The 20,176-nt window shown below is 34.4% G+C and carries 14 protein-coding genes; 3 read left to right on the top strand and 11 right to left on the bottom strand.

What is annotated here, in order from left to right:
- Nucleotides 1–7: 7 nt before the first annotated feature.
- The 4 genes from AC4CVH_RS09245 to AC4CVH_RS09230 all read right to left on the bottom strand — a co-directional run bounded on the left by AC4CVH_RS09245 (nucleotide 8) and on the right by AC4CVH_RS09230 (nucleotide 3,604).
- Nucleotides 8–787 carry an electron transfer flavoprotein subunit beta gene (locus AC4CVH_RS09245; protein WP_490787471.1) on the bottom strand — a complete coding sequence of 260 codons (780 nt, stop codon included), beginning with the start codon at nucleotides 785–787 and terminating at the stop codon, nucleotides 8–10.
- 12 nt (nucleotides 788–799) lie between these two features.
- Nucleotides 800–1,939, bottom strand: coding sequence for an acyl-CoA dehydrogenase (locus AC4CVH_RS09240; RefSeq protein WP_490787470.1), 1,140 nt, complete (start codon nucleotides 1,937–1,939; stop codon nucleotides 800–802).
- Nucleotides 1,940–1,994: 55 nt separating this feature from the next.
- On the bottom strand, nucleotides 1,995–2,774 hold the full coding sequence (locus tag AC4CVH_RS09235) for a short-chain-enoyl-CoA hydratase (protein ID WP_490787469.1): 780 nt from the start codon (nucleotides 2,772–2,774) through the stop codon (nucleotides 1,995–1,997).
- Nucleotides 2,775–2,971: 197 nt separating this feature from the next.
- Entirely contained in the window at nucleotides 2,972–3,604 is a 633-nt protein-coding gene (locus tag AC4CVH_RS09230) for a redox-sensing transcriptional repressor Rex (RefSeq protein ID WP_490787468.1), read from the bottom strand.
- A 277-nt stretch (nucleotides 3,605–3,881) separates the two neighbouring features.
- Here AC4CVH_RS09230 and AC4CVH_RS09225 point away from each other — a divergent pair, with 277 nt between their 5' ends.
- Entirely contained in the window at nucleotides 3,882–5,804 is a 1,923-nt protein-coding gene (locus AC4CVH_RS09225) for an ABC-F family ATP-binding cassette domain-containing protein (protein WP_490787467.1), read from the top strand.
- Nucleotides 5,805–5,811: 7 nt separating this feature from the next.
- On the opposite strand, the gene AC4CVH_RS09220 is transcribed toward AC4CVH_RS09225, so the two are convergent.
- Genes AC4CVH_RS09220 through AC4CVH_RS09210 form a run of 3 tightly spaced genes read right to left on the bottom strand, consistent with a single transcriptional unit; the run spans nucleotide 5,812 to nucleotide 8,618 of the window.
- On the bottom strand, nucleotides 5,812–6,108 hold the full coding sequence (locus AC4CVH_RS09220; RefSeq protein ID WP_490787466.1) for a thiamine-binding protein: 297 nt from the start codon (nucleotides 6,106–6,108) through the stop codon (nucleotides 5,812–5,814).
- A 16-nt stretch (nucleotides 6,109–6,124) separates the two neighbouring features.
- Nucleotides 6,125–6,898, bottom strand: a complete 774-nt coding sequence (locus tag AC4CVH_RS09215; RefSeq protein ID WP_490787465.1) for a LytR/AlgR family response regulator transcription factor — start codon at nucleotides 6,896–6,898, stop codon at nucleotides 6,125–6,127.
- Nucleotides 6,891–8,618 carry a LytS/YhcK type 5TM receptor domain-containing protein gene (locus AC4CVH_RS09210; protein ID WP_490787464.1) on the bottom strand — a complete coding sequence of 576 codons (1,728 nt, stop codon included), beginning with the start codon at nucleotides 8,616–8,618 and terminating at the stop codon, nucleotides 6,891–6,893. The genes AC4CVH_RS09215 and AC4CVH_RS09210 overlap by 8 nt, the downstream gene beginning before the upstream one ends.
- 270 nt (nucleotides 8,619–8,888) lie before the next feature.
- Here AC4CVH_RS09210 and AC4CVH_RS09205 point away from each other — a divergent pair, with 270 nt between their 5' ends.
- Nucleotides 8,889–10,676 (top strand): carbon starvation CstA family protein, encoded by a 1,788-nt coding sequence (locus AC4CVH_RS09205; RefSeq protein ID WP_490787463.1) that lies wholly within the window; start codon nucleotides 8,889–8,891, stop codon nucleotides 10,674–10,676.
- A 59-nt stretch (nucleotides 10,677–10,735) separates the two neighbouring features.
- Here the strand turns inward: AC4CVH_RS09205 and AC4CVH_RS09200 are convergent, their stop codons facing one another.
- From AC4CVH_RS09200 to tsaD, 4 genes are all read right to left on the bottom strand, one after another.
- A complete protein-coding gene (locus AC4CVH_RS09200) occupies nucleotides 10,736–13,657 on the bottom strand; it encodes an insulinase family protein (protein WP_490787462.1) in 2,922 nt (973 codons plus the stop codon).
- Nucleotides 13,658–13,678: 21 nt separating this feature from the next.
- Nucleotides 13,679–14,533: a patatin-like phospholipase family protein gene (locus tag AC4CVH_RS09195; RefSeq protein WP_490787461.1), complete on the bottom strand. Its 855-nt coding sequence runs from the start codon at nucleotides 14,531–14,533 to the stop codon at nucleotides 13,679–13,681.
- Nucleotides 14,534–14,671: 138 nt separating this feature from the next.
- The gene (locus AC4CVH_RS09190) at nucleotides 14,672–18,109 is read right to left on the bottom strand and encodes a pyruvate carboxylase (protein ID WP_490787460.1); all 3,438 of its coding nucleotides are present in this window, start codon (nucleotides 18,107–18,109) and stop codon (nucleotides 14,672–14,674) included.
- 244 nt (nucleotides 18,110–18,353) lie between these two features.
- Nucleotides 18,354–19,379 carry a tRNA (adenosine(37)-N6)-threonylcarbamoyltransferase complex transferase subunit TsaD gene (gene tsaD, locus AC4CVH_RS09185; protein ID WP_490787459.1) on the bottom strand — a complete coding sequence of 342 codons (1,026 nt, stop codon included), beginning with the start codon at nucleotides 19,377–19,379 and terminating at the stop codon, nucleotides 18,354–18,356.
- A 147-nt stretch (nucleotides 19,380–19,526) separates the two neighbouring features.
- On the opposite strand from tsaD, the gene AC4CVH_RS09180 reads away from it, so the two are divergent.
- On the top strand, nucleotides 19,527–20,174 hold the full coding sequence (locus AC4CVH_RS09180) for a RusA family crossover junction endodeoxyribonuclease (protein ID WP_490787458.1): 648 nt from the start codon (nucleotides 19,527–19,529) through the stop codon (nucleotides 20,172–20,174).
- Nucleotides 20,175–20,176 lie beyond the last annotated feature (2 nt).

Here is a 20,176-nt window from a genome sequence, read left to right as displayed (position 1 = left end):
TCCTAAATTAAATAACATGCTTTTCTTTTAATTTTGAAATTGCATATGATACTGCTTCTTTAACTGGTTTATTAACAACTTCGCCAGCTCCTCTTGCTTCTTTCGTAGCTGATCTTTTTACTTTTGTTGGAGAGCCCTTAAGTCCAAGTCTCTTCTTATCAACTTCAAGATCATCAGCACTCCATATTTTTACTTCCTTGTCGAACATTTTAAATATGTTTTCCATATGCATATATCTTGGATTATTTAATTCTTTTATAGCAGTCAACAATACCGGCGTATTGACCTTTACTGTTTCATATCCATCTTCCCAAGCTTTCTTTACAATCAATGAATCTCCATCAATGTCGACTTTTTCTACATAAGTTATCTGCGGTATTCCCAAAAATTCTGCTATTTCAGGTCCAACCTGAGCAGTATCTCCGTCTATAGCCTGTCTTCCTGCAAAAATTACATCATAATCAAGCTTCTTAAGTGCTCCTGAAAGTGCATATGCAGTAGCGCAAGTATCTGCACCGGCAAATGCTCTATCGGATATTAATATTGCTTCATCAGCTCCCATGGCAAGTGCTTCCCTGAGTGCATTTTCTGCCTGTGGAGGTCCCATACTTATTATAGTAACCTTTCCTCCAACCTTTTCCTTCATGGCAATTGATTCCTCAACAGCATTTTTGTCATCTGGATTTATTATTGATGGAACACCTTCTCTTATAAGTGTACCTGTTTTTGGATCTATTTTAACTTCATTTGTATCTGGTACCTGCTTTAAACAAACAACAATATTCATTATGCGCCCCTCCTACCTAAATAGACTTCCGGAAATAACAATTTTTTGTACTTCTGAAGTTCCTTCATATATTTCAGTTATTTTAGCATCTCTCATCATTCTTTCTACAGGATAATCCTTTGTATATCCATATCCTCCAAAAAGTTGTACAACTTTTGTTGTAGTTTCCATAGCAACATTTGCAGCCATAAGCTTTGCTCTTGCTGCATCTACAGTATAAGGTACATGTGCATCCTTGTTTAAAGCAGCCTTATATACTAGATATTTTGCTGCCTGTATCTTTGTATCAAGATCTGCAACAGTCCATGCAAGTCCCTGGAATCTGTTAAGTGATCTTCCAAACTGTTTTCTCTCTTTCATATATTCAATGGCTTCACCAAGTGCACCTTCTGCTATTCCAAGTGCCTGAGCTGCGATTCCAATTCTTCCTCCATCAAGAGTTTTCATTGCTATTCCAAAGCCCTTTCCTTCTCTGCCGACAAGGTTTTCTTTTGGAACAATACAATCTTCAAATATAAGTTCAGTAGTTGATGAAGCTCTTATACCCATTTTATTCTCAAGTTTTCCAATTGAAAATCCAGGCATTCCCTTTTCAAGTATGAATGCGGATATTCCATGATTTCCTTTGCTTCTGTCAGTCATTGCAAATACTACAAATACATCTGCAACTCCACCATTTGTTATAAATATTTTCTGCCCATTAAGTACATAATGATCTCCCTCAAGGACAGCCAAACTCTGTTGTCCTGACGCATCAGTACCTGCATTAGGTTCAGTAAGTCCAAATGCACCTATTTTTTCACCTTTTGCTAGTGGAACCAAATATTTTTGTTTTTGATCTTCATTACCGAATTGTTCAAGAAGTGATGCGCAAAGAGATGTATGTGCCGACAAAATAACGCCTGTTGTACCACAAGCTTTTGAAAGCTCTTCTACTGCTATTATGTAGGAAAGAGTATCTCCACCTGCTCCACCATATTTTTTTGGAAAAGGTATTCCCATCATACCGTATTTAGCCATTTTGTCTACTGTTTCTCTTGGGAATCTTTCTGTTTCATCTATTTCGGAAGCTAAAGGCTTAACTTCATTTTCCGTAAATTCCCTCACCATTTGCTTTACAAATTCTTGTTCCCTGGTTAGTGTAAAATCCATATATTTTTACCTCCTCTAATAATTACCTAGCGAATCTAATAATTACCTAGCGAATCTATTTATTCATGAATGTCTTATCTCTTTTTTCCAAGAAAGCACCCATTCCCTCTTTTTGATCCTCTGTAGCAAAACATTCTCCAAATACTTCTGATTCATATGAAGTACCTGTAACTATATCAGTTTGTATTCCCTTGTTTATAGCTGCCTTACACAATTTAACAGCTATTGGTGCATTTGCAACTATCTGATTTGCAAGTGATTTTACTTCATCTAAAAGAGCATCTGGTTCTACTACTTTGTTTACAAGACCAATTCTAAAAGCTTCATCTGCTTTTATCATCTTTGCAGTATATATCAGCTCTTTAGCCACTCCTGTTCCTACCAGTCTAGGAAGTCTCTGAGTTCCTCCAAAACCGGGCGTAATTCCAAGTCCAGATTCTGGTTGTCCAAATTTAGCCTTTGAAGAAGCTATTCTTATATCACATGCTAAAGATAGCTCACAACCTCCTCCTAATGCAAATCCATTTACAGCTGCAATAACAGGTTTCTCAAGATTCTCCAACTTTTTAAATACGTTGTTTCCCAAAATTCCAAACTTTCTTCCTGCAGCAGCATTCAAATCTTTCATTTCTGATATGTCTGCTCCTGCGACAAAAGATTTTCCAGCACCTGTAATTATCAATGCAAGTATCTCGTCATCAGCAGCTACCTGATCGACAACACAATCGATTTCAGTTAGCGTTTCCGAGTTAAGCGCATTTAATGCTTTAGGTCTGTTAATGGTAAGCGTTGCTATCTTTTCTTCTTTCTCAAAAATAACATTCTTAAAATCCATACCGAATCCTCCCAACAACCTTTATTCTTATAATACTTTTTAACAAATCATTGTTAATAATATCACAAGTTTAGTTATAATAATAGTTGAAGCACAAGCTTCAACTATTATTATATACTCTGAATTTCTATATTTCAATAATAATCATAAAAAAATATTTATTTATACATTTTTATTGAAATATATTAAAAATTTACCTATTCAATCTCATTTAAAAGACACGTGAGTGTAAGCAAACTATCACTTAAATGAACATTTTCAACCTTTACATCATCAGGAACCACAAGATCAACAGGAGCGAAATTCCATATTCCTTTAACTCCATTCTTAACCAGGACATCACATACTTTTTGGGCATTATTACTTGGAACGCATATTATTCCTATATCTATGACATTTTCTTTAATATAATCATAAAGATAATCAATATCTTTTATTTCAATATCCCTTATTTTAATACCTACAAGCTTAGGGTTTATATCAAAAATAACTTGAAGCTTAAAGCCAAGTTTCTCAAATCTAGTATAATTTGCTAAAGCTTGACCTATATTTCCAGCACCAATTATTGCCGTATTATAAATTTTGCTGAGCCCCAGTATGTTCATTATTTCATTATATAGCTCACTCACATTGTATCCATATCCCTGCTGGCCGAAATCTCCAAAACAATTAAGATCCTGCCTTATTTGTGATGCTGTAAATCCTATAGTTTCGCTTAACTCTTTAGAAGATATTCTATCAACATCATTTCTTACAAGATATCCCAAGTATCTATGATATTTGGGAAGTCTCTTTATAACTGCCATTGATATGTTTTTTTTCTTGTCCATAACTGCACCTCTTATTTGTTTTAATTTACTATTTGTTATTTACTATTTATAATATGTTTTAATTTCATAAATCCCAAATTGCATCATTTTACTATACTTTCCTATTTAATAGTATTATTTATGTCTATAAGATGTCAATAGTCTAATCTCTTTATTTATTGATTTTGCAGTACTAATAATGTATGCAACACATCAAAATTATATAATTATTTTAAAAAGCACTACAAAATTTTATATATAAATAGTAAAATATATACGTTAAGGATGGTGTCTTACTATGATAATTTTAAGCTGTAAAAATATTCATAAGAGCTACGGCGAAGATGTTATATTAAATAATGTTACCTTTAACATAAATGAAGGTGACAAAGTAGGATTAATAGGGCCAAACGGCGCCGGCAAATCTACTTTGTTCAAAATACTAACAGGTGAATTGGAACAAGATGGCGGTGATCTGTATATAGACAAAGCAAAGACCACAGGATATCTAGCACAGCATCTGTCCTTGAAATCATCAAACACAATTTATGATGAAATGCTTGTTGTATTTAAAGATATTATAGATATAGAGAACAAACTTTCCAAGCTGGAAAACTTGATGAATCAACCCTATGATAAAAACAACGAATCTTACCAAAATAAACTGATAAATGATTATGCAACTTATTCCGAACTATATGTAAACAGAGGTGGTTATACATATAAAGCCGAAATAAGCAGGGTACTCAAGGGACTCGGGTTCTTTGAAATTGACTTTGACAAGGAAATAAATCTTCTGAGCGGCGGTCAGAAGACAAGAGTTGCACTTTGCAAACTTCTTCTTATAAAACCAAATATATTACTTCTTGATGAACCAACAAACCACCTTGATCTGGATGCAATAGAATGGCTTGAAGAATACCTAAAAAGCTACAAGGGAACAGTAATTTTAATATCCCATGACAGATACTTCCTGGATTCTGTAACTTTCCAAACTATGGAATTAATAAATGGTCATATGAATTTTTATAACGGAAACTACTCAAAGTTTATAGAATTGAGTCAAAAAAATTATGAAACTCAGCTCAAAGCTTACAACATACAACAAGCTGAAATAAAACGACAGGAAGCCGTAATTGAAAAATACAGGTCTTTTAATCGGGAAAAAAGTATAAAAGCTGCAGAAAGTCGTCAAAAAAGGTTGGATAAAATTGAAAGACTGGATGCCCCAGATAAAGCACCTAAATTGAGAAATGTCAATTTTACTGCACAGATAAAAAGCGGAAACGATGTTCTTCATATAGAAAATCTTGGAAAAAGCTTTGATGACATCAAATTATTTTCAAATGTAAATTTTGATATAAAAAAAGGTGAAAGAACTGCCGTACTTGGTGAAAATGGCAGAGGAAAAACTACAATTTTCAGAATTATAATGAACGAAATAGATAAATATGATGGAATTTGTTCCATTGGTAAAAATGTATTTATAGGATATTATGATCAGGAACAATCAAACTTGAACATGGATAAAACCGTCATAGATGAAGTCTGGGATACATTTCCCAAACTTACAACGACAGAAGTAAGAAATGCACTGGCTGCCTTTTTATTTACCGGAGATGATGTTTTTAGAAAAATTTCCTCTCTCAGCGGTGGAGAGAGATGCCGAATCAATTTGCTGAAACTTATGTTGTCCAAATCCAACTTTCTACTTCTTGATGAACCTACGAATCATCTTGACATAATGTCCAGGGAAGCTCTTGAAAAGGCTCTTTTGAATTATGATGGAACAGTACTTTTGATATCCCATGACAGATATTTTTTGAACAAGGTAGCCAGCAAAATATACGAGCTGAAGGAAAATGGTGTAGCGGAATATATCGGAAACTACAATTATTATATTGAAAAGAAAAAAAATCCTCTTAGATTTGATTCTTTAATGGAGCAGAATAACTCTAAAACAAAAACCAAAACACAAATTGAAAATGAAAAAAAGAAAAAACGCCTTAAAAAAGCAGCCGAAAAAGAAGAAAAACTGAAGGTCAAAAATATAGAAGATAAAATATCCAATTTTGAAGAAGAAGTATCAAAACTTGAAAGGGAACTTTGCCTTGAACAAGTGTATTCCAATCCTGACAAGAGTGAAAAGATAAATAAAGAACTCCTAAGGATAAAGTCTGAAATTGAAAAATTATATGAAAAATGGGAATCCTGTATGTAGGATTCCTTTATTTTGAATTTCTGTACTTGTGTATCTTTTCGTCCATGGTAACACCCTTTGGTCTGTAATCGATCTTTACTACAGACTCCACTCTGCTTGCTCCATTTTGAACACATATATCCTGTGCATGAGATATTATTTTGAGCAATTCATCAAGTTCGCCTTCCATTGTGGTCTCCATGGCACCTACTTCATATTTGACACCGCATGAATCTATATATTCTATAACCTTGTCCACGACTCCATACAAATCCTTTTCTTCAACAATCGGTAAGATCTGCAAACTTACATTTATCTTTGACATAAAATTATCCTCTTTTCTAGATTTTAAGATATTTTTTTAACTTTTTCACATTATTTCTGCTTATAGGAATTTCGGAATTTTCATCATCATCCATAATCAATTTATAGGTACCATTAAACCATGAATACATTTCTTTTATGTTGTCCATATTCACAAGATAACTTCTATGGGTTCTAAAAAAACTGGTTTTTTCTTCTATCTGGTAAAGTGAATATCCTATAACATACACACCTCTTGAAGTTTTGACATAAGTTTTTTCATCCTTGGTAAAACAAAAATATATTTCTTTTATGTTAACAAGAAATATCTTTCCATTTTTCTCACAGGGCATCTTTTTAACTATCTTTTTTTCTTTATCTATTCTACTCATTATCTCTTCAATCATTTCAGGTACCCTTACATCTTCCATGGATTTCTGCCTCCATTTGTCAATAAGCCTGTTTACTGTTATATCTATCCTCTTTTCATCAAAAGGTTTAAGGACATAATCAAGTGCATATAATCTGAACGCTTCTACCGCATGTTCTTCATAGGCAGTTACAAATATTATATCAATCAAATTATCAAAATTCTTAATTTCCCTTGCCAGTTCCACCCCATTTTTAAGCGGCATATTTATATCTACAAATACAGCATTTGGTCTCCTGCTTCTCACATATCTAATTCCATCTTCACCATTTGATATGATATCATCCACTACTATCTCGTGATATTGAGATATTACATATTTCAGTTCCTGTGCCGCCGGCACTTCATCTTCAACAATAATACAGTGTAATTTATCATTCATTTAAAATACAGGCCTCCTTAACTGGTATAATAAAACTTATTTTTGTACCTTTATTCAGCGATGTCTTTATATTTATCTTACAGTCTTCGCCATACAGAAGTTTTAAACGGTCATTTACATTTTTGAGACCTATCCCATGAGAATTATCAATTATATCCTTGAGTTTTTGATAATTCATTCCAATTCCAGTATCTTTTATTGAAAACAGTATTCTATTTTTTTTATTATCATCCTCATAAACAGATGCCTTTAAAAAAACACTGCCCCCCTCAGCCTTTGGTTGTATTCCATGTTTTATTGCATTTTCAATCACCGGCTGTATTACAAATACAGGCACTTCAATATTCATAAGTGATTCCGGTATATCTATAACTAGTTTGAGCCGTTCTCCAAATCTTGCCTGTTCTATGGATAAATATGATTTAATAAATTCTATCTCATCCCTAAGCGGTAAAAAATTCTCCTGTTTTTTCAATGTCTGTCTGAAATAATTCGAAAGATCTACTATAAGTCCACGTGCTTTCAAGGGATCAGTCCTGCAAAGTGACGCTATGGTATTTAGCGCATTAAACAAAAAATGTGGTTCTATCTGTGCTCTCAGCGCTTTGAATTTTGCTACAGATGCCTCCTGGGCCATTTTATTAAGTTTGCAAAGTTCTATTTGATTGCATAATAGTCCATTGAGTTCCTCTGCAAACTGTTTGAAATATACATTAAGTCTCTTTTTTGATTTTACTCCAAGCCCAAGCATACCCTCAAAACCTGAATTGCTTATGATAAAAGGAGTTAATACAAAGAATATATTTCTATTTTTACAAGTCAGCTCAATTATTTTATACTTTGGATTTTTGTAATAATCCTCTATTTGTTTTTTTAAAACATTATTATCAAGCTTTATTCCCGAATAAGAAAGTATCTCTTTTTTATTTCCTATGAATACACCTTCTATATCAGACATCTCATATATTATTTTGGACACATTACGTGCAGTCTCAAGGCTTAATCCTCTTCTCATGTAACTAACCGTTTTCTGCGCTATACTCAAGGCTTTCTGTGCGTGAATTGCACTTATTTTATTATATGATTCTCTTGCATTTTTAATTATATTTACAAAGATGGCAGTTCCGGATGAATTTATAATTATCATTGGAAGCGCTATTGTATTCACGAGTCTTACAGCTACATAAAATGGTTTTGAAATAATAAGTATGATTGCCATTTGAAGCACTTCAGCTGCAATTGTACCTATAAAAATATGCTTTACATTAAATTCAATATCTTTCGACAATTTTCTTGTAAATGCTCCTATAAGTCCTTCACATATAGTAGCAACCGCACATGAAAGAGCAGTAAATCCTCCTAGAAAATACCTGTTTATGCCGCTTATCGCTCCAACTGCAGCACCAAGAAAAGGTCCTCCAATATATCCTGCAACAATGGCAGCTATAGGACGCGTATTTGCTATGGCATCATGCACTCCTATATAATACCCCGATTTCATTCCGACACTGCTGTTTATACTGTTAATGGCATAGGGTTCTACATTTACACCTGTATAATTTCCTACAATACCAAGTATTCCAAAGAATATTACAATGACAATTTTGTTTGAAGCCTTAGGGTTGTCTCCAAGCAGATCGCCAAATATGTGTGTCTGGCTATAGACATATGCTGCAAGAGCTATAAGTGACATGCTTTCCAGCAGCTGAACGTATATCAATATTAAACACCTCCCACCTTTTAAAATTCACATAAATCCACAATTTTATTTTTCACTAATTACTTACAGTTGTCAAGATGTAAATGTTTTTTATAAAAAGCTAGATTTGTTAATTACCCCCTTATTTTTACAGCTCAAAGTTTATTTTTATCACTTCATGGATTTTTCATTTCAATTTTCACTAAAAGTATTAAAATATATATGAAATCGATTTAATAAATTGTTTTCATATTTTTATTACTATTAAAGTTATTAGAAGGAGGTTTTCAAATGAACTCGTTGGTACTTGTAATAGTAGGTGCACTCGTATTAGTCTTAGGTTATAGGTTTTACGGATCTTTCATAGCAGCTAAAGTTCTTGTTCTTGACGAAACACGTGAAGTTCCGTCAAAGAAACTGGAAGATGGACATGATTATGTCCCAACCAACAAGTGGGTGCTGCTCGGTCATCACTTTGCTGCAATCGCAGGCGCAGGACCACTTATAGGTCCTGTACTTGCAGCACAATTCGGTTATCTTCCAGGAACTCTTTGGATATTAATTGGAGGTGTTCTTGGAGGTGGAGTACATGATATGGTTATTCTGTTTGCATCCGTAAGACAGGATGGTCAATCAATAGCTGAGATTGCAAGAAAAAATCTCGGAGAAAGAATGGGACTCATAACATCAGTTTCTGTAATATTCATACTTGTAATAACAATGGCAGGTCTCGGACTTCCAATTGTAAACTCTCTCTACAACAGTCCTTGGGGAACTTTTACGGTAGGTTTTACAATTCCAGTAGCTATTTTTATAGGAATATACCTTAAATTCATAAGGCCTGGAAAAATAGCAGAAGCTACTGTAATTGGAATGGCTCTTATACTCGTAGGCGTCATCGCAGGACCAGCTATACAGAATTCGGTTCTCGCACCATACCTTACTTTTAATTTAAAACAGATGTCATTAATTCTTGCAGTATATGGATTCTTTGCATCCGTTCTTCCTGTATGGCTTCTACTTCTTCCTAGAGACTATCTCAGCACATACATGAAACTCGGTGTAATAGGACTTCTTGTAATAGGCATAATATTTGTAAGGCCAACACTTCAAATGCCTGCACTTACAAGCTTTATAGGCGGTGGTGGACCTATTGTTCCAGGCAAAGTCATACCATTTGTATTTATAACAATCGCCTGTGGTGCACTTTCAGGATTTCATTCACTTATAAGTACAGGTACTACACCTAAACTTATATCGAATGAAAAGGACATACTTCCTATAGGTTATGGCTCAATGCTTATAGAATCTTTTATTGCACTTATGGCATTGATTGCAGCAACCTGTCTGCCAACAGCTGATTATTTTGCCATAAACTCGGCTCCAGCTGTATTTCAAAAACTTGGAATGATTCCAAAAGAACTCCCAATGCTTTCTCAAATGGTAGGAGAGCAACTGGCAGGAAGGCCAGGTGGCTCTGTATCTCTTGCAGTAGGAATGTCATATGTATTTTATAAAATCCCAGGAATGAAAGGCCTTATGTCATACTGGTATCATTTCTGCATAATGTTTGAAGCTCTTTTCATACTGACAACCATAGACTCAGGTACAAGAATAGGAAGATATTTATTCCAAGACCTTCTTGGAAAAGTATACAAGCCTTTCAAGAGAAAGGATTCCTGGTTTAACATTATATTCTTCAGTTTTGTGATGTCGTTTTCCTGGGGATATCTACTCTATACAGGAAATATATCAACGATTTGGCCTCTGTTCGGTGTCGCGAACCAGAGTCTGGCGGCCATAGCCTTTGCAATAGGTACTTCAGTGCTCATAAGGATGGGCAAGCAAAAATATATACCTCTTACAATAATTCCTATGGCATTTATCTCAATAATGACACTTATGGCATCAATCACGAATATATTCTCAAACTATATGCCAAACGGCAAAACCCTTCTTACAGTATTGTCATTCATACTGATAGTCATACTTGTAGTCATACTATATGAGAGTGTTGTACACTGGATCAAGGATTTGAAGTCTGGAGATTATGACAAAACAACACACCAAACAGTTTAATTAAAAATTAAATAATAAATAATAAAAGAGAGCGATCCATAACGGAGCACTCTCTTTTATTATTTAAAAAGATTTATAGTACTGTTGAATACGTCCTTATTATTTAAAATTTTCTGCTCATTTCCAAGCACACACAAGTAATTTTTTTGCATAGCCTTTGAAACAAGTTCTGAAAATTTTCTTATATCCTCAACTGTCGTACCAAGGATTTCTTCTCTTTCTTTTTGTATATCATCCAAGCTTATATTTCTCATGTAATTTTGAAATGCCCTCTGACCTTCGGCATATGGTGAAAGCGGATGATCTAAATCGGATATTGTTCCAATAATATACTTGTTCATCTGCCTGTCATCAGCTTTAAAATTAGTGAAAAACTCAGAAGCCTTATCATATATGTCTATTGTCTTGTCAAGATTAGGATCTCTATAGGAAGTAAAAAACATATCTCCATTCCTTGAAAACGTGGAAAAACATCCATATGCTCCGCCCTGTACTCTAACTTGATTCCATAGATAATCATAATTTGCTATTGACTTCAATACTTGAAGGCTACCCGTGTAATCATACCCAAGTTTTTCGAAATTATATGCCTTGGAAACATATTGAACTTTTCCAGATGTCATAAGCCCTTCATTCTTAGGTCCCATTTCAAACACATAATTATTATGTTTTATATCCTCATTATTTAAGTTTCTACATATTTTTAAAACATTACCTTTAAACGCATTATAATTTTCTTTCTGCGAGGTGATACCGACTTTTAAATTATTTATATTAAATACAAGTGAAGCAGTTTCTTTCAAGTTTTCACATATTTCTTCTTTTTTTGTTTCAAACTCGCCTTCAAGTTCACATATGAATTTATAGAATTCAATTCCACCCATTAAATCCTCATATTTTCCCGAGTTTGAAAAATACGATAATGTATGGTTTGCTGTCACAATATGTCCTATTGAAAATATGTTCATCTCTATTCTAGATTTTATCTCCTGAATTATTTCCTTTATTCTCTTGTTCTCATCATACCTAGTATTGTTTATTATATCTTCAAGCAGCGCAGAAAGTTTATCCATGTTGCCTTTTAGAACCTTTGCCTTTACAGCAAACTTCGGATAAAATAAATCAGGGTCTCCGTTTTCAGAAATAGCTTCTGCATTAAAAGTTATTCCTCCAGTATATATGTTGATGTTTTTAGAAAGCTCTTCATAATCATAATTTTGAGTGCTTACTTTTCCAATAACCATTGATAAAAGCGATACATATGGTATAAGTTTCTGATCTACGGAACTTGAATCAAAGTACATGTTAAGATAAATTATCCCGTTTGTAAATGCCGGATGGAACAATATCTCGGTGTCATTTTCATGTTCTATTTCAAGTTCTATCTTCTTAGACTTTTTATCTATATCAGATATTGAAAGAAGAGGTATCTTCTCAAGATCTTCTTTTTTGTCGTCAGCCTGCTGTCTCTTTTTTAAATTTATAGTATCATCCTTTATCTTTTCAATTTCATGCTTGCTTAATCCATGTTTAAAATCTGAAAGCTTTTTCCTTGTCATTTCTTCTTTTCTTTCTTCAAGTCCCTTTTCAGGTTTTACCATTATAAATGAGCTATGGGGATTTTTCAAGATATACTTATCTATAATTTTCTCAAAATAGTCTTCATGAAGTGCAGCTTTTATTTTTTTCAAATTATCCTCATAACTGAGATGAATATATGGTTTTGCGCCATAAAGCCAACTGTCCATTGCCTTCATTCCATATATAAGTCCCTTTGGATATCCATGATAATCGGCTTCCCTGAGTCCAAACTCTTTTATATTTATACTTGACTCTACAAGCTTTTTATCTATTCCGTTCTTCACAAGACCCTCGAGAGTTTCAACTACTATACTTTTAAACTTTTCTTTATCTTCTTCATTTGAATTTTTAGCCACTATACTAAACATAGGCTGAAGAATACTTCTTTCAAAAACTCCAAATGCATCTTTGCATATTTTTGAATCTATAAGTGCCTTCTTAATTGGAGATGAAGGTGTCTCAAGGAGCATATACTCAAGTATGTCAAAAGCTAAATACAATTCCGAATTCGATGCCTTTCCAACAGCATAATTCAAGCTCAAAAATGTTTTATCTTCTTCTTTTTCAGAATTTGACACAGGGTAGTTTATATTCATCTCCATCTGTCTGTCAAATGACTTCTGTTCCATCAAATTTGAATTTATATCCGTTCTGTCAAAGTCTTTTAGATAATTCTCGTTAAGAAATTTTAATTTTTCTTCTATGTCCATATCTCCGTAAAGATATATATAACTGTTGGATGGATGATAGAATTTCTTATGAAAATTTAGGAATTCATCATTTGTAAGTTCTGGTATTACATCAGGATCGCCGCCTGATTCCACAGCATATTGAGTATCAGGATATAGTGATTCGGAAATTTTTCTAAAAAGTATTGATTCAGGAGATGAAAATGCACCTTTCATTTCATTATAGACAACACCTTTATAAGTTATATCGCTGTCTATATCATCCATTTCATAATGCCATCCCTCCTGCATCATTATTTCGGGATACTTATATATATTTGGATAAAACACTGCATCCAAATATACGTCCATAAGATTCTCAAAATCCTTGTCATTTACACTTGCAACGGGATACATGGTTTTATCAGGAAAGGTAAATGCATTTAAAAATGTATTCAGTGACCCTTTTACAAGCTCTACAAACGGTTCCTTTACAGGGAACTTTCTTGACCCGCAAAGTACGGAATGCTCTAAAATATGAGGTATTCCCTTGCTATCTTCGGGAGGCGTCCTAAAACTTATTGCAAATACCTTGTTGTCATCATCATTCTTCAAATAGAAAAGTCGAGCTCCACTTTTTTCATGCTCGAAAATCATTCCTTGAGAATTTATCTCAACTATATCCCTGTCTTCAATCAACTTAAATCCACTGTAACTTTTTCCTTTATCCATCTATATTCTCCCTTCAAATTTTTAATTTGATTCAATCCATTCACTCAATTGATCATAGTATTTACCCGCTTCTTCATAACCCTGATCATAAAGTTCAGTCAACTTTTTCTTGCTCTTTTCTATTCTCTTTACCTTCATGGTTTCAATAGGTCTTATTACAAACGCCTTTCCTTCTCTTTCAAGTTTCTCAATATATTTTATAGTGTCATTGTATTTTTTATACCTGTTTAACATTGAATCGACAAGTCCTTTATAATCAGAATATATTTTTTTAAGCAAAAATTTCATCTTAAACGGCTTTTTTACATAACCCCTGTTTCTTGTAAGTATAATAACATTTTTAGTATTCCCATATTTTATTGATTCTTTCACAGGTATAGGATCTGAAATCCCACCATCCAAAAGATTAATTCCATTATATTTTACAATAGGTGCCATAAAAGGTAAACTGCTCGATGCCTTTATAACCTCATATATATCATCTTTGCACTGACTTTTGTCAAAATAAACAGGTTCACCCGTATCACAATTCGTAGCTCCCACAACAAACTTTTCTTCTGCACTTTTAAACGTGTCTGCATCAAATATTTCGAGTTTGTTCGGCAACTCATTAAATATAAAGTCAGCACCAAAAATTCCTTTTTTCAAAATCCAGTTTTTATAGCTAAGATATCTCGGATCATTCACATAATTTATATTTATTCTTTTATTTCTTCCCTCTTGCCTTGAAATATAGGACGTAGCATTACATGCACCCATAGAGACTCCTATAACATATGGAAAGTATAGATTCTTATTCATGAAAAAATCCAAAACACCCGCTGTATAAAGTCCTCTCATTCCCCCTCCTTCGAGAACCAAACCTACGTTTTCCATTTTACCATATCCCTCCTGTAAAATTTGAAATTATAAATATTCTAACACAAGTAAAAAATTTATCATAGTGAAAAAATATACTTTTACAGCAAAAGGTGGATTCAATATAAAATTATACTGAATCCACTCTTATGGACATTATTTAAATTTTATAAGCAGTTGTCCTGATTTGACCCTCTGCTTCTCCTTAACAAATATGCTGTCTATTATACCGTCTCCTCCAGCTGTTATATTTGTCTCCATTTTCATCGCCTCTATGACAACGAGGCTTTGTCCTTCTTTAACTTCATCACCTTGGCTTACAAGTATCTTTACTATATTTCCAGGTATACTTGCACCTATCTCCTTCTCATTTTCAGTATCTGCCATCTGAATTCCAGTATCATAAGATCTGGATGCCTCAAATCTTGCCCTGTCTTTTATCCTCACATCTCTTCTATTTCCATCCACTTCAAAAACAACATATCTGTATCCTTCTAAATCAACTTTACCTATCTCAAGCAGCTGTATTATAAGTGTTTTTCCTTCTGCTATATCTATTTCGCATGTTTCTCCCTCGCGAAGTCCGTGAAAGAATATGTCACTTCCCATACAGCTAAAATCTCCAACTTCCTTCAAATACTTAAGATAATCCTCATATACATCCGGATAAAGCGCATAACTTAAAATTTCCCTATTTGAAAAATCCCTCTTGTACTTATCCGAAAGATGCTTGCTTATCTTGTCAAAGTCTTCATCTGGAAGAAGCTCTCCAGGCCTGACCTCAATAGGTTTTTCACCCTTTAGCACAAGCTTCTGGAGTTTTTTTGGGAATCCTCCTCCAGGCTGGCCCATCATACCTTTAAAATAAGATACTACAGAATCAGGGAAAGTAAGATTTCTACCTTTTTCATATATATTGTCTTCGTCCAAACCATTTTTAATCATGAATATAGCCATATCCCCTACCATTTTCGATGATGGAGTCACCTTTACTATATCCTGAAGCATGAAATTAACTCTTCTGTACATTTCCTTGACATCCTCAAAACGATGTCCAAGCCCAAAACTCTCAACCTGAGGTTTTAAGTTTGAATACTGTCCTCCAGGTATCTCGTATTTGTATATTTCAGCAGTACCGGTTTTAAGATCGGACTCAAACTGACTGTAAACAGGTCTTACCGCACTCCAGTAGTCTGAAATCTGCTGAAGCCCATCCTGATCAAACCCTGTATCCCTCTCAGTATTTTTAAGGGATGCTACAAGAGTATTTAAGGAAGGTTGACTTGTAAGTCCCGACATACTGCTAAAAGCAACATCTGCTATGTCCACTCCTGCATGTGCAGCCATTAAAATTGTTGCAACTCCATTTCCAGTAGTATCATGAGTATGCAAATGAATAGGCAGCGATATTTCATTTTTAAGAGCTTTTATAAGCTTTGCTGCTGCATAAGGTTTCAAAAGTGCAGACATATCCTTTATTCCAAGTATATGTGCTCCGGACTTTTCAATTTCCTTGGCAAGTTTTACATAATAATCCAAAGTGTATTTATCCCTGTTTGTATCAAGTATATCACCTGTATAACACATACAAGCTTCAGCTACTTTGCCTTGATTTAACACTTCATCTACTGCAATTTCCATTCCCCTTGTCCAGTTTAAGGAATCAAATATCCTAAATACATCAATTCCAGATTGAGCAGACTCTTTTATAAATGCTCTTATTACGTTGTCTGGATAATTCTTATATCCAACTGCATTTGCACCTCTCATGAGCATTTGAAACAATATGTTCGGAACTTTTTTTCTAAGCTCCATAAGCCTTTTCCACGGTGATTCTTTGAGAAATCTGTAGGACACGTCAAAAGTGGCTCCTCCCCACATTTCCATAGAAAACAAGTCCTTTGCTATAATAGCTTCATCCCTTGCTATTTTCACCATATCTTTTGTTCTCATTCTTGTTGCCATAAGCGATTGATGGGCGTCTCTCATAGTAGTATCCGTAAGCAGAAGCTTGTTTTGAGACTTCACCCATTCTACAAGTCCTTCAGGACCTTTCTCGTCAAGAATCTGCTTGGTTCCCCTAAGTTCACCAGCAAATTTAACCTTTGGAACAAGCGGTACATCAAAATCGACTTTTTCTCCATGGGTCTCATTTACAATTTTTTCACCTATAAATTTCAAGACTTTAAGTTCTTTATCCTGTCTTGGAAATATCTCAAATAATTCCGGATGGTTCGCTATAAAATTGGTGTCACATCTTCCCTTCATAAAATCTTCATGATTAAGTACATTTATAAGGAAATCTATATTCGTCTTTACTCCACCCACCACAGTTTCCTTTACAGACCTTATAGCTTTTCTTATAGCGTCATTAAAAGTCCTCGACCATGATATGGTCTTTACGAGAAGGCTGTCATAATACGGGCTTATAATAGATCCCGTGAAGCCATTTCCACCATCAAGTCGTATTCCAAAACCGGAACCTGTCATGTATTTATCTATTCTTCCAGTATCAGGCGCAAAATTATTTTCAGGATCTTCGGTAGTTATCCTGCATTGTATTGCATATCCCCTTGGTTTTATTTCATCCTGCGATTTGATTCCTATTTCACTTGAGCCAAGCTTATATCCCTCGGCAATCAGTATCTGACTTTGAACTATATCAATTCCAGTTACCATTTCGCTTATAGTATGTTCAACCTGAATTCTAGGATTCATCTCTATAAAATAATGATTTCCATGTTTGTCTACAAGAAATTCAAGCGTTCCAGCACTTCTGTAGTTCACGGATTCTGCAATTTTAAGTGCATCTTCACATATGCTCTTTCTAAGACTTTCAGGTAGTGCAAAAGCCGGAGTAAACTCAATTACTTTCTGATGCCTTCTCTGTATGGAACAATCCCTTTCGTACAAATGCACTATATCTCCATATTTATCACCAAGCACCTGAACTTCTATGTGCTTCGGACCTTCAATATATTTTTCAATAAACATTTCATCGGATCCGAATGCCTTAAGCGACTCACTCTTGGCATTTCTATAGGCTTCTATGAGATCTTCTTTCTTTTCTATTATTCTCATTCCTCTTCCGCCGCCGCCGTCAGCTGCCTTTATCATTACAGGATACCCACAATACTCAGCATATTTCAATGCTTCACTTTCAGTTTTTATAGGTTTTTTTACACCTGGAATTGTCTTGACTCCTGCTTTCTCCGCAAATATTTTTGAAGTTATCTTGTCACCAAGTTTTTCCATCATCTCTGCAGTAGGCCCTATAAATTCTATGCCCACATCTTCACATTTCTTTGCGAATTCAGCATTTTCCGATAGAAAACCATATCCCGGATGAATGGCATCCACTCCTTTTTTGAGAGCAAGGCTTATTATCTCGTCGATATTCAAGTAAGCTTCTACCGGCCCTTTGTTTTTGCCTATCAGATATGCCTCATCAGCTTTTGTTCTAAATAGAGATCTCTTGTCCTCATCAGAATAAATAGCAACTGTTCTTATACCAAGTTCTTGACAGGCTCTAAATACTCTTATTGCGATTTCTCCCCTGTTTGCAACAAGAACCCTCTTAAATCTTTTTACCACAGTAAACCAACCCCTTAATAAATATCAATTTACCACGCAACTGTAAATAATTTTTAAACATAACCCTATTATATATAAGTATTAAAATTATTTCAATTGAATATAAATTTTTTCGCACTTGCAATTCTCATTTTACATTATTTCAAGATACATGCAAGCAATTCACCAATTTATCTTATTTAAATAAATTTATTTATAAGCACTGATGCATACGTTATAATAAAAACTGAAATTTTTTGTCTGTCTATCTTTCACCTATCTTTAGATTCGGCACTGCATTCAAATCCATTTCAGACACTGTACCCTTTTTGTATTCAAAATACGCTGCACTTCCAATCATGGCTGCATTATCCGTGCAAAGTACAAAATCCGGAAAAAGTACATCTATACCATGTTCCATACAAGCCTTCTTCATGTGTTCTCGCAGAGAAGTGTTTGCAGCTACTCCCCCAGCTACCGCTATCTTATCCACATGTTTCATTCTGCATGCCCTGATTGAATTGTCCACAAGAAAATCCACCACGGCTTTCTGAAAAGAAGCTGCCACATCAGGGCGATTTATCTCTTCGCCTTTCATTTTTTTCTGATTTAAATAATTCAATACAGAAGATTTTAACCCGCTGAATGAAAAATCCAGGGATTCTTTGTCATGAAAATTGGCCCTTGGAAACTTTATTGCATCTTCATTTCCCTCTTTTGCAATCCTGTCTATTTTTGGTCCTCCTGGATATCCAAGACCTACAGCCCTCGCAACTTTATCATAAGCCTCACCTGCAGCATCATCTCTTGTCTGTCCAAGTACTTCAAAATCACCGTGAGCCTTCATATAAACAAGGTACGTATGCCCTCCTGAAACAACAAGACATACAAATGGAGGTTCAAGATTCGGATATTGTATGAAATTTGCACTAATATGCCCCTCTATATGATTCACTCCAACAAGTGGCTTTCCAAGTGCATATGAAAGGCCCTTTGCATATTGCAGTCCAACAAGAAGAGCACCTACAAGCCCGGGGCCGTAAGTAACGCCTACCGCATCTATGTCTTTAAAGTCAATATTTGCCTCCTGCATTGCCTTATCCACGACAATACTTATGGCTTCTATATGTTTTCTCGAAGCCACCTCCGGAACAACTCCCCCAAACTTTGTGTGTATATCTATCTGCGATGATATTACATTTGAAAGAACTTTCCTGCCGTTTACAACAACTGCCGCCGAAGTCTCATCACAGCTGCTTTCAATGGCAAGTATTTTAATATCTTTTGTCATATCTCATATTCTCCATTTCAACATAATTATTCTGAATTCAATCCTGTTAATATATAATATTTTATTATTAGTAAAACCAAAATACAAGGCAATTGCCTTTTTCTATATGTTATAATATAACTTAATAACCCAATCGAGGAGAATACTATGACAAAAACCTATGCTAAAGTGATAATAACCGGTTCACCCATATCAAAATCCAATTTCAAATTGTTCAATGTACATGGACGTGCAATACTTCCTTACAATTCTGGAAAATATCATGACAGATATGCAATATACGAAGAAAAAATAGCTTATGAAACAAGATGCCAGAACCCGGGAGTAGTTTTATCGGAAGCCTTAATCGCCGTTTTAAAAGTGTATTACAAAAGCAGCAAACGCCATCCGGATACCAACAATATAACAAAAAGCATATTTGATGGTATTGAAAAAAGCGGGCTTATAGTAAATGACGCACAGATACGGAGGCTTGTAATTGAAGAATTTTATGACAGGGACAATCCCCGTTTTGAGCTTGAGTTGTTTGGTGAAAGTAGTTATTGCATGGACTACAGCATAATAAAACGAACTGAAAATGAAAAACCAATTTTATACTCGCCCCCACCAAATAGAAAGAGATCTTCAAATGTTTCTTCAAAACCTGAATCAAACAATTCACCTTTGAAAAATAATCTTTCAGATTCGGCATCCAAATGTGAAATTTGTGGAAAAGCCGTTAACCCAAAAGATGCCATTTGCGCAAATAACGGAAAAACTATAATATGTAAAAACTGTTTTAATAAATTAGTATAGAT

This window comes from Clostridium pabulibutyricum (assembly GCF_058242705.1).
The sequence above is the reverse complement of the archived record's forward strand: the minus strand, read 5'-3'. Positions and strand labels throughout refer to the sequence as shown.

What these genes read in the sequence shown, in the direction of transcription:
- AC4CVH_RS09195 (WP_490787461.1), bottom strand. Translation starts at nt 14,533, where the DNA reads ATGGAAAACGTAGGTTTGGTTCTCGAAGGAGGGGGAATGAGAGGACTT.
- AC4CVH_RS09240 (WP_490787470.1), bottom strand. Translation starts at nt 1,939, where the DNA reads ATGGATTTTACACTAACCAGGGAACAAGAATTTGTAAAGCAAATGGTG.
- AC4CVH_RS09200 (WP_490787462.1), bottom strand. Translation starts at nt 13,657, where the DNA reads ATGGATAAAGGAAAAAGTTACAGTGGATTTAAGTTGATTGAAGACAGG.
- AC4CVH_RS09180 (WP_490787458.1), top strand. Translation starts at nt 19,527, where the DNA reads ATGACAAAAACCTATGCTAAAGTGATAATAACCGGTTCACCCATATCA.
- AC4CVH_RS09245 (WP_490787471.1), bottom strand. Translation starts at nt 787, where the DNA reads ATGAATATTGTTGTTTGTTTAAAGCAGGTACCAGATACAAATGAAGTT.
- AC4CVH_RS09205 (WP_490787463.1), top strand. Translation starts at nt 8,889, where the DNA reads ATGAACTCGTTGGTACTTGTAATAGTAGGTGCACTCGTATTAGTCTTA.
- AC4CVH_RS09230 (WP_490787468.1), bottom strand. Translation starts at nt 3,604, where the DNA reads ATGGACAAGAAAAAAAACATATCAATGGCAGTTATAAAGAGACTTCCC.
- AC4CVH_RS09220 (WP_490787466.1), bottom strand. Translation starts at nt 6,108, where the DNA reads ATGTCAAAGATAAATGTAAGTTTGCAGATCTTACCGATTGTTGAAGAA.
- tsaD (WP_490787459.1), bottom strand. Translation starts at nt 19,379, where the DNA reads ATGACAAAAGATATTAAAATACTTGCCATTGAAAGCAGCTGTGATGAG.
- AC4CVH_RS09235 (WP_490787469.1), bottom strand. Translation starts at nt 2,774, where the DNA reads ATGGATTTTAAGAATGTTATTTTTGAGAAAGAAGAAAAGATAGCAACG.
- AC4CVH_RS09225 (WP_490787467.1), top strand. Translation starts at nt 3,882, where the DNA reads ATGATAATTTTAAGCTGTAAAAATATTCATAAGAGCTACGGCGAAGAT.
- AC4CVH_RS09215 (WP_490787465.1), bottom strand. Translation starts at nt 6,898, where the DNA reads ATGAATGATAAATTACACTGTATTATTGTTGAAGATGAAGTGCCGGCG.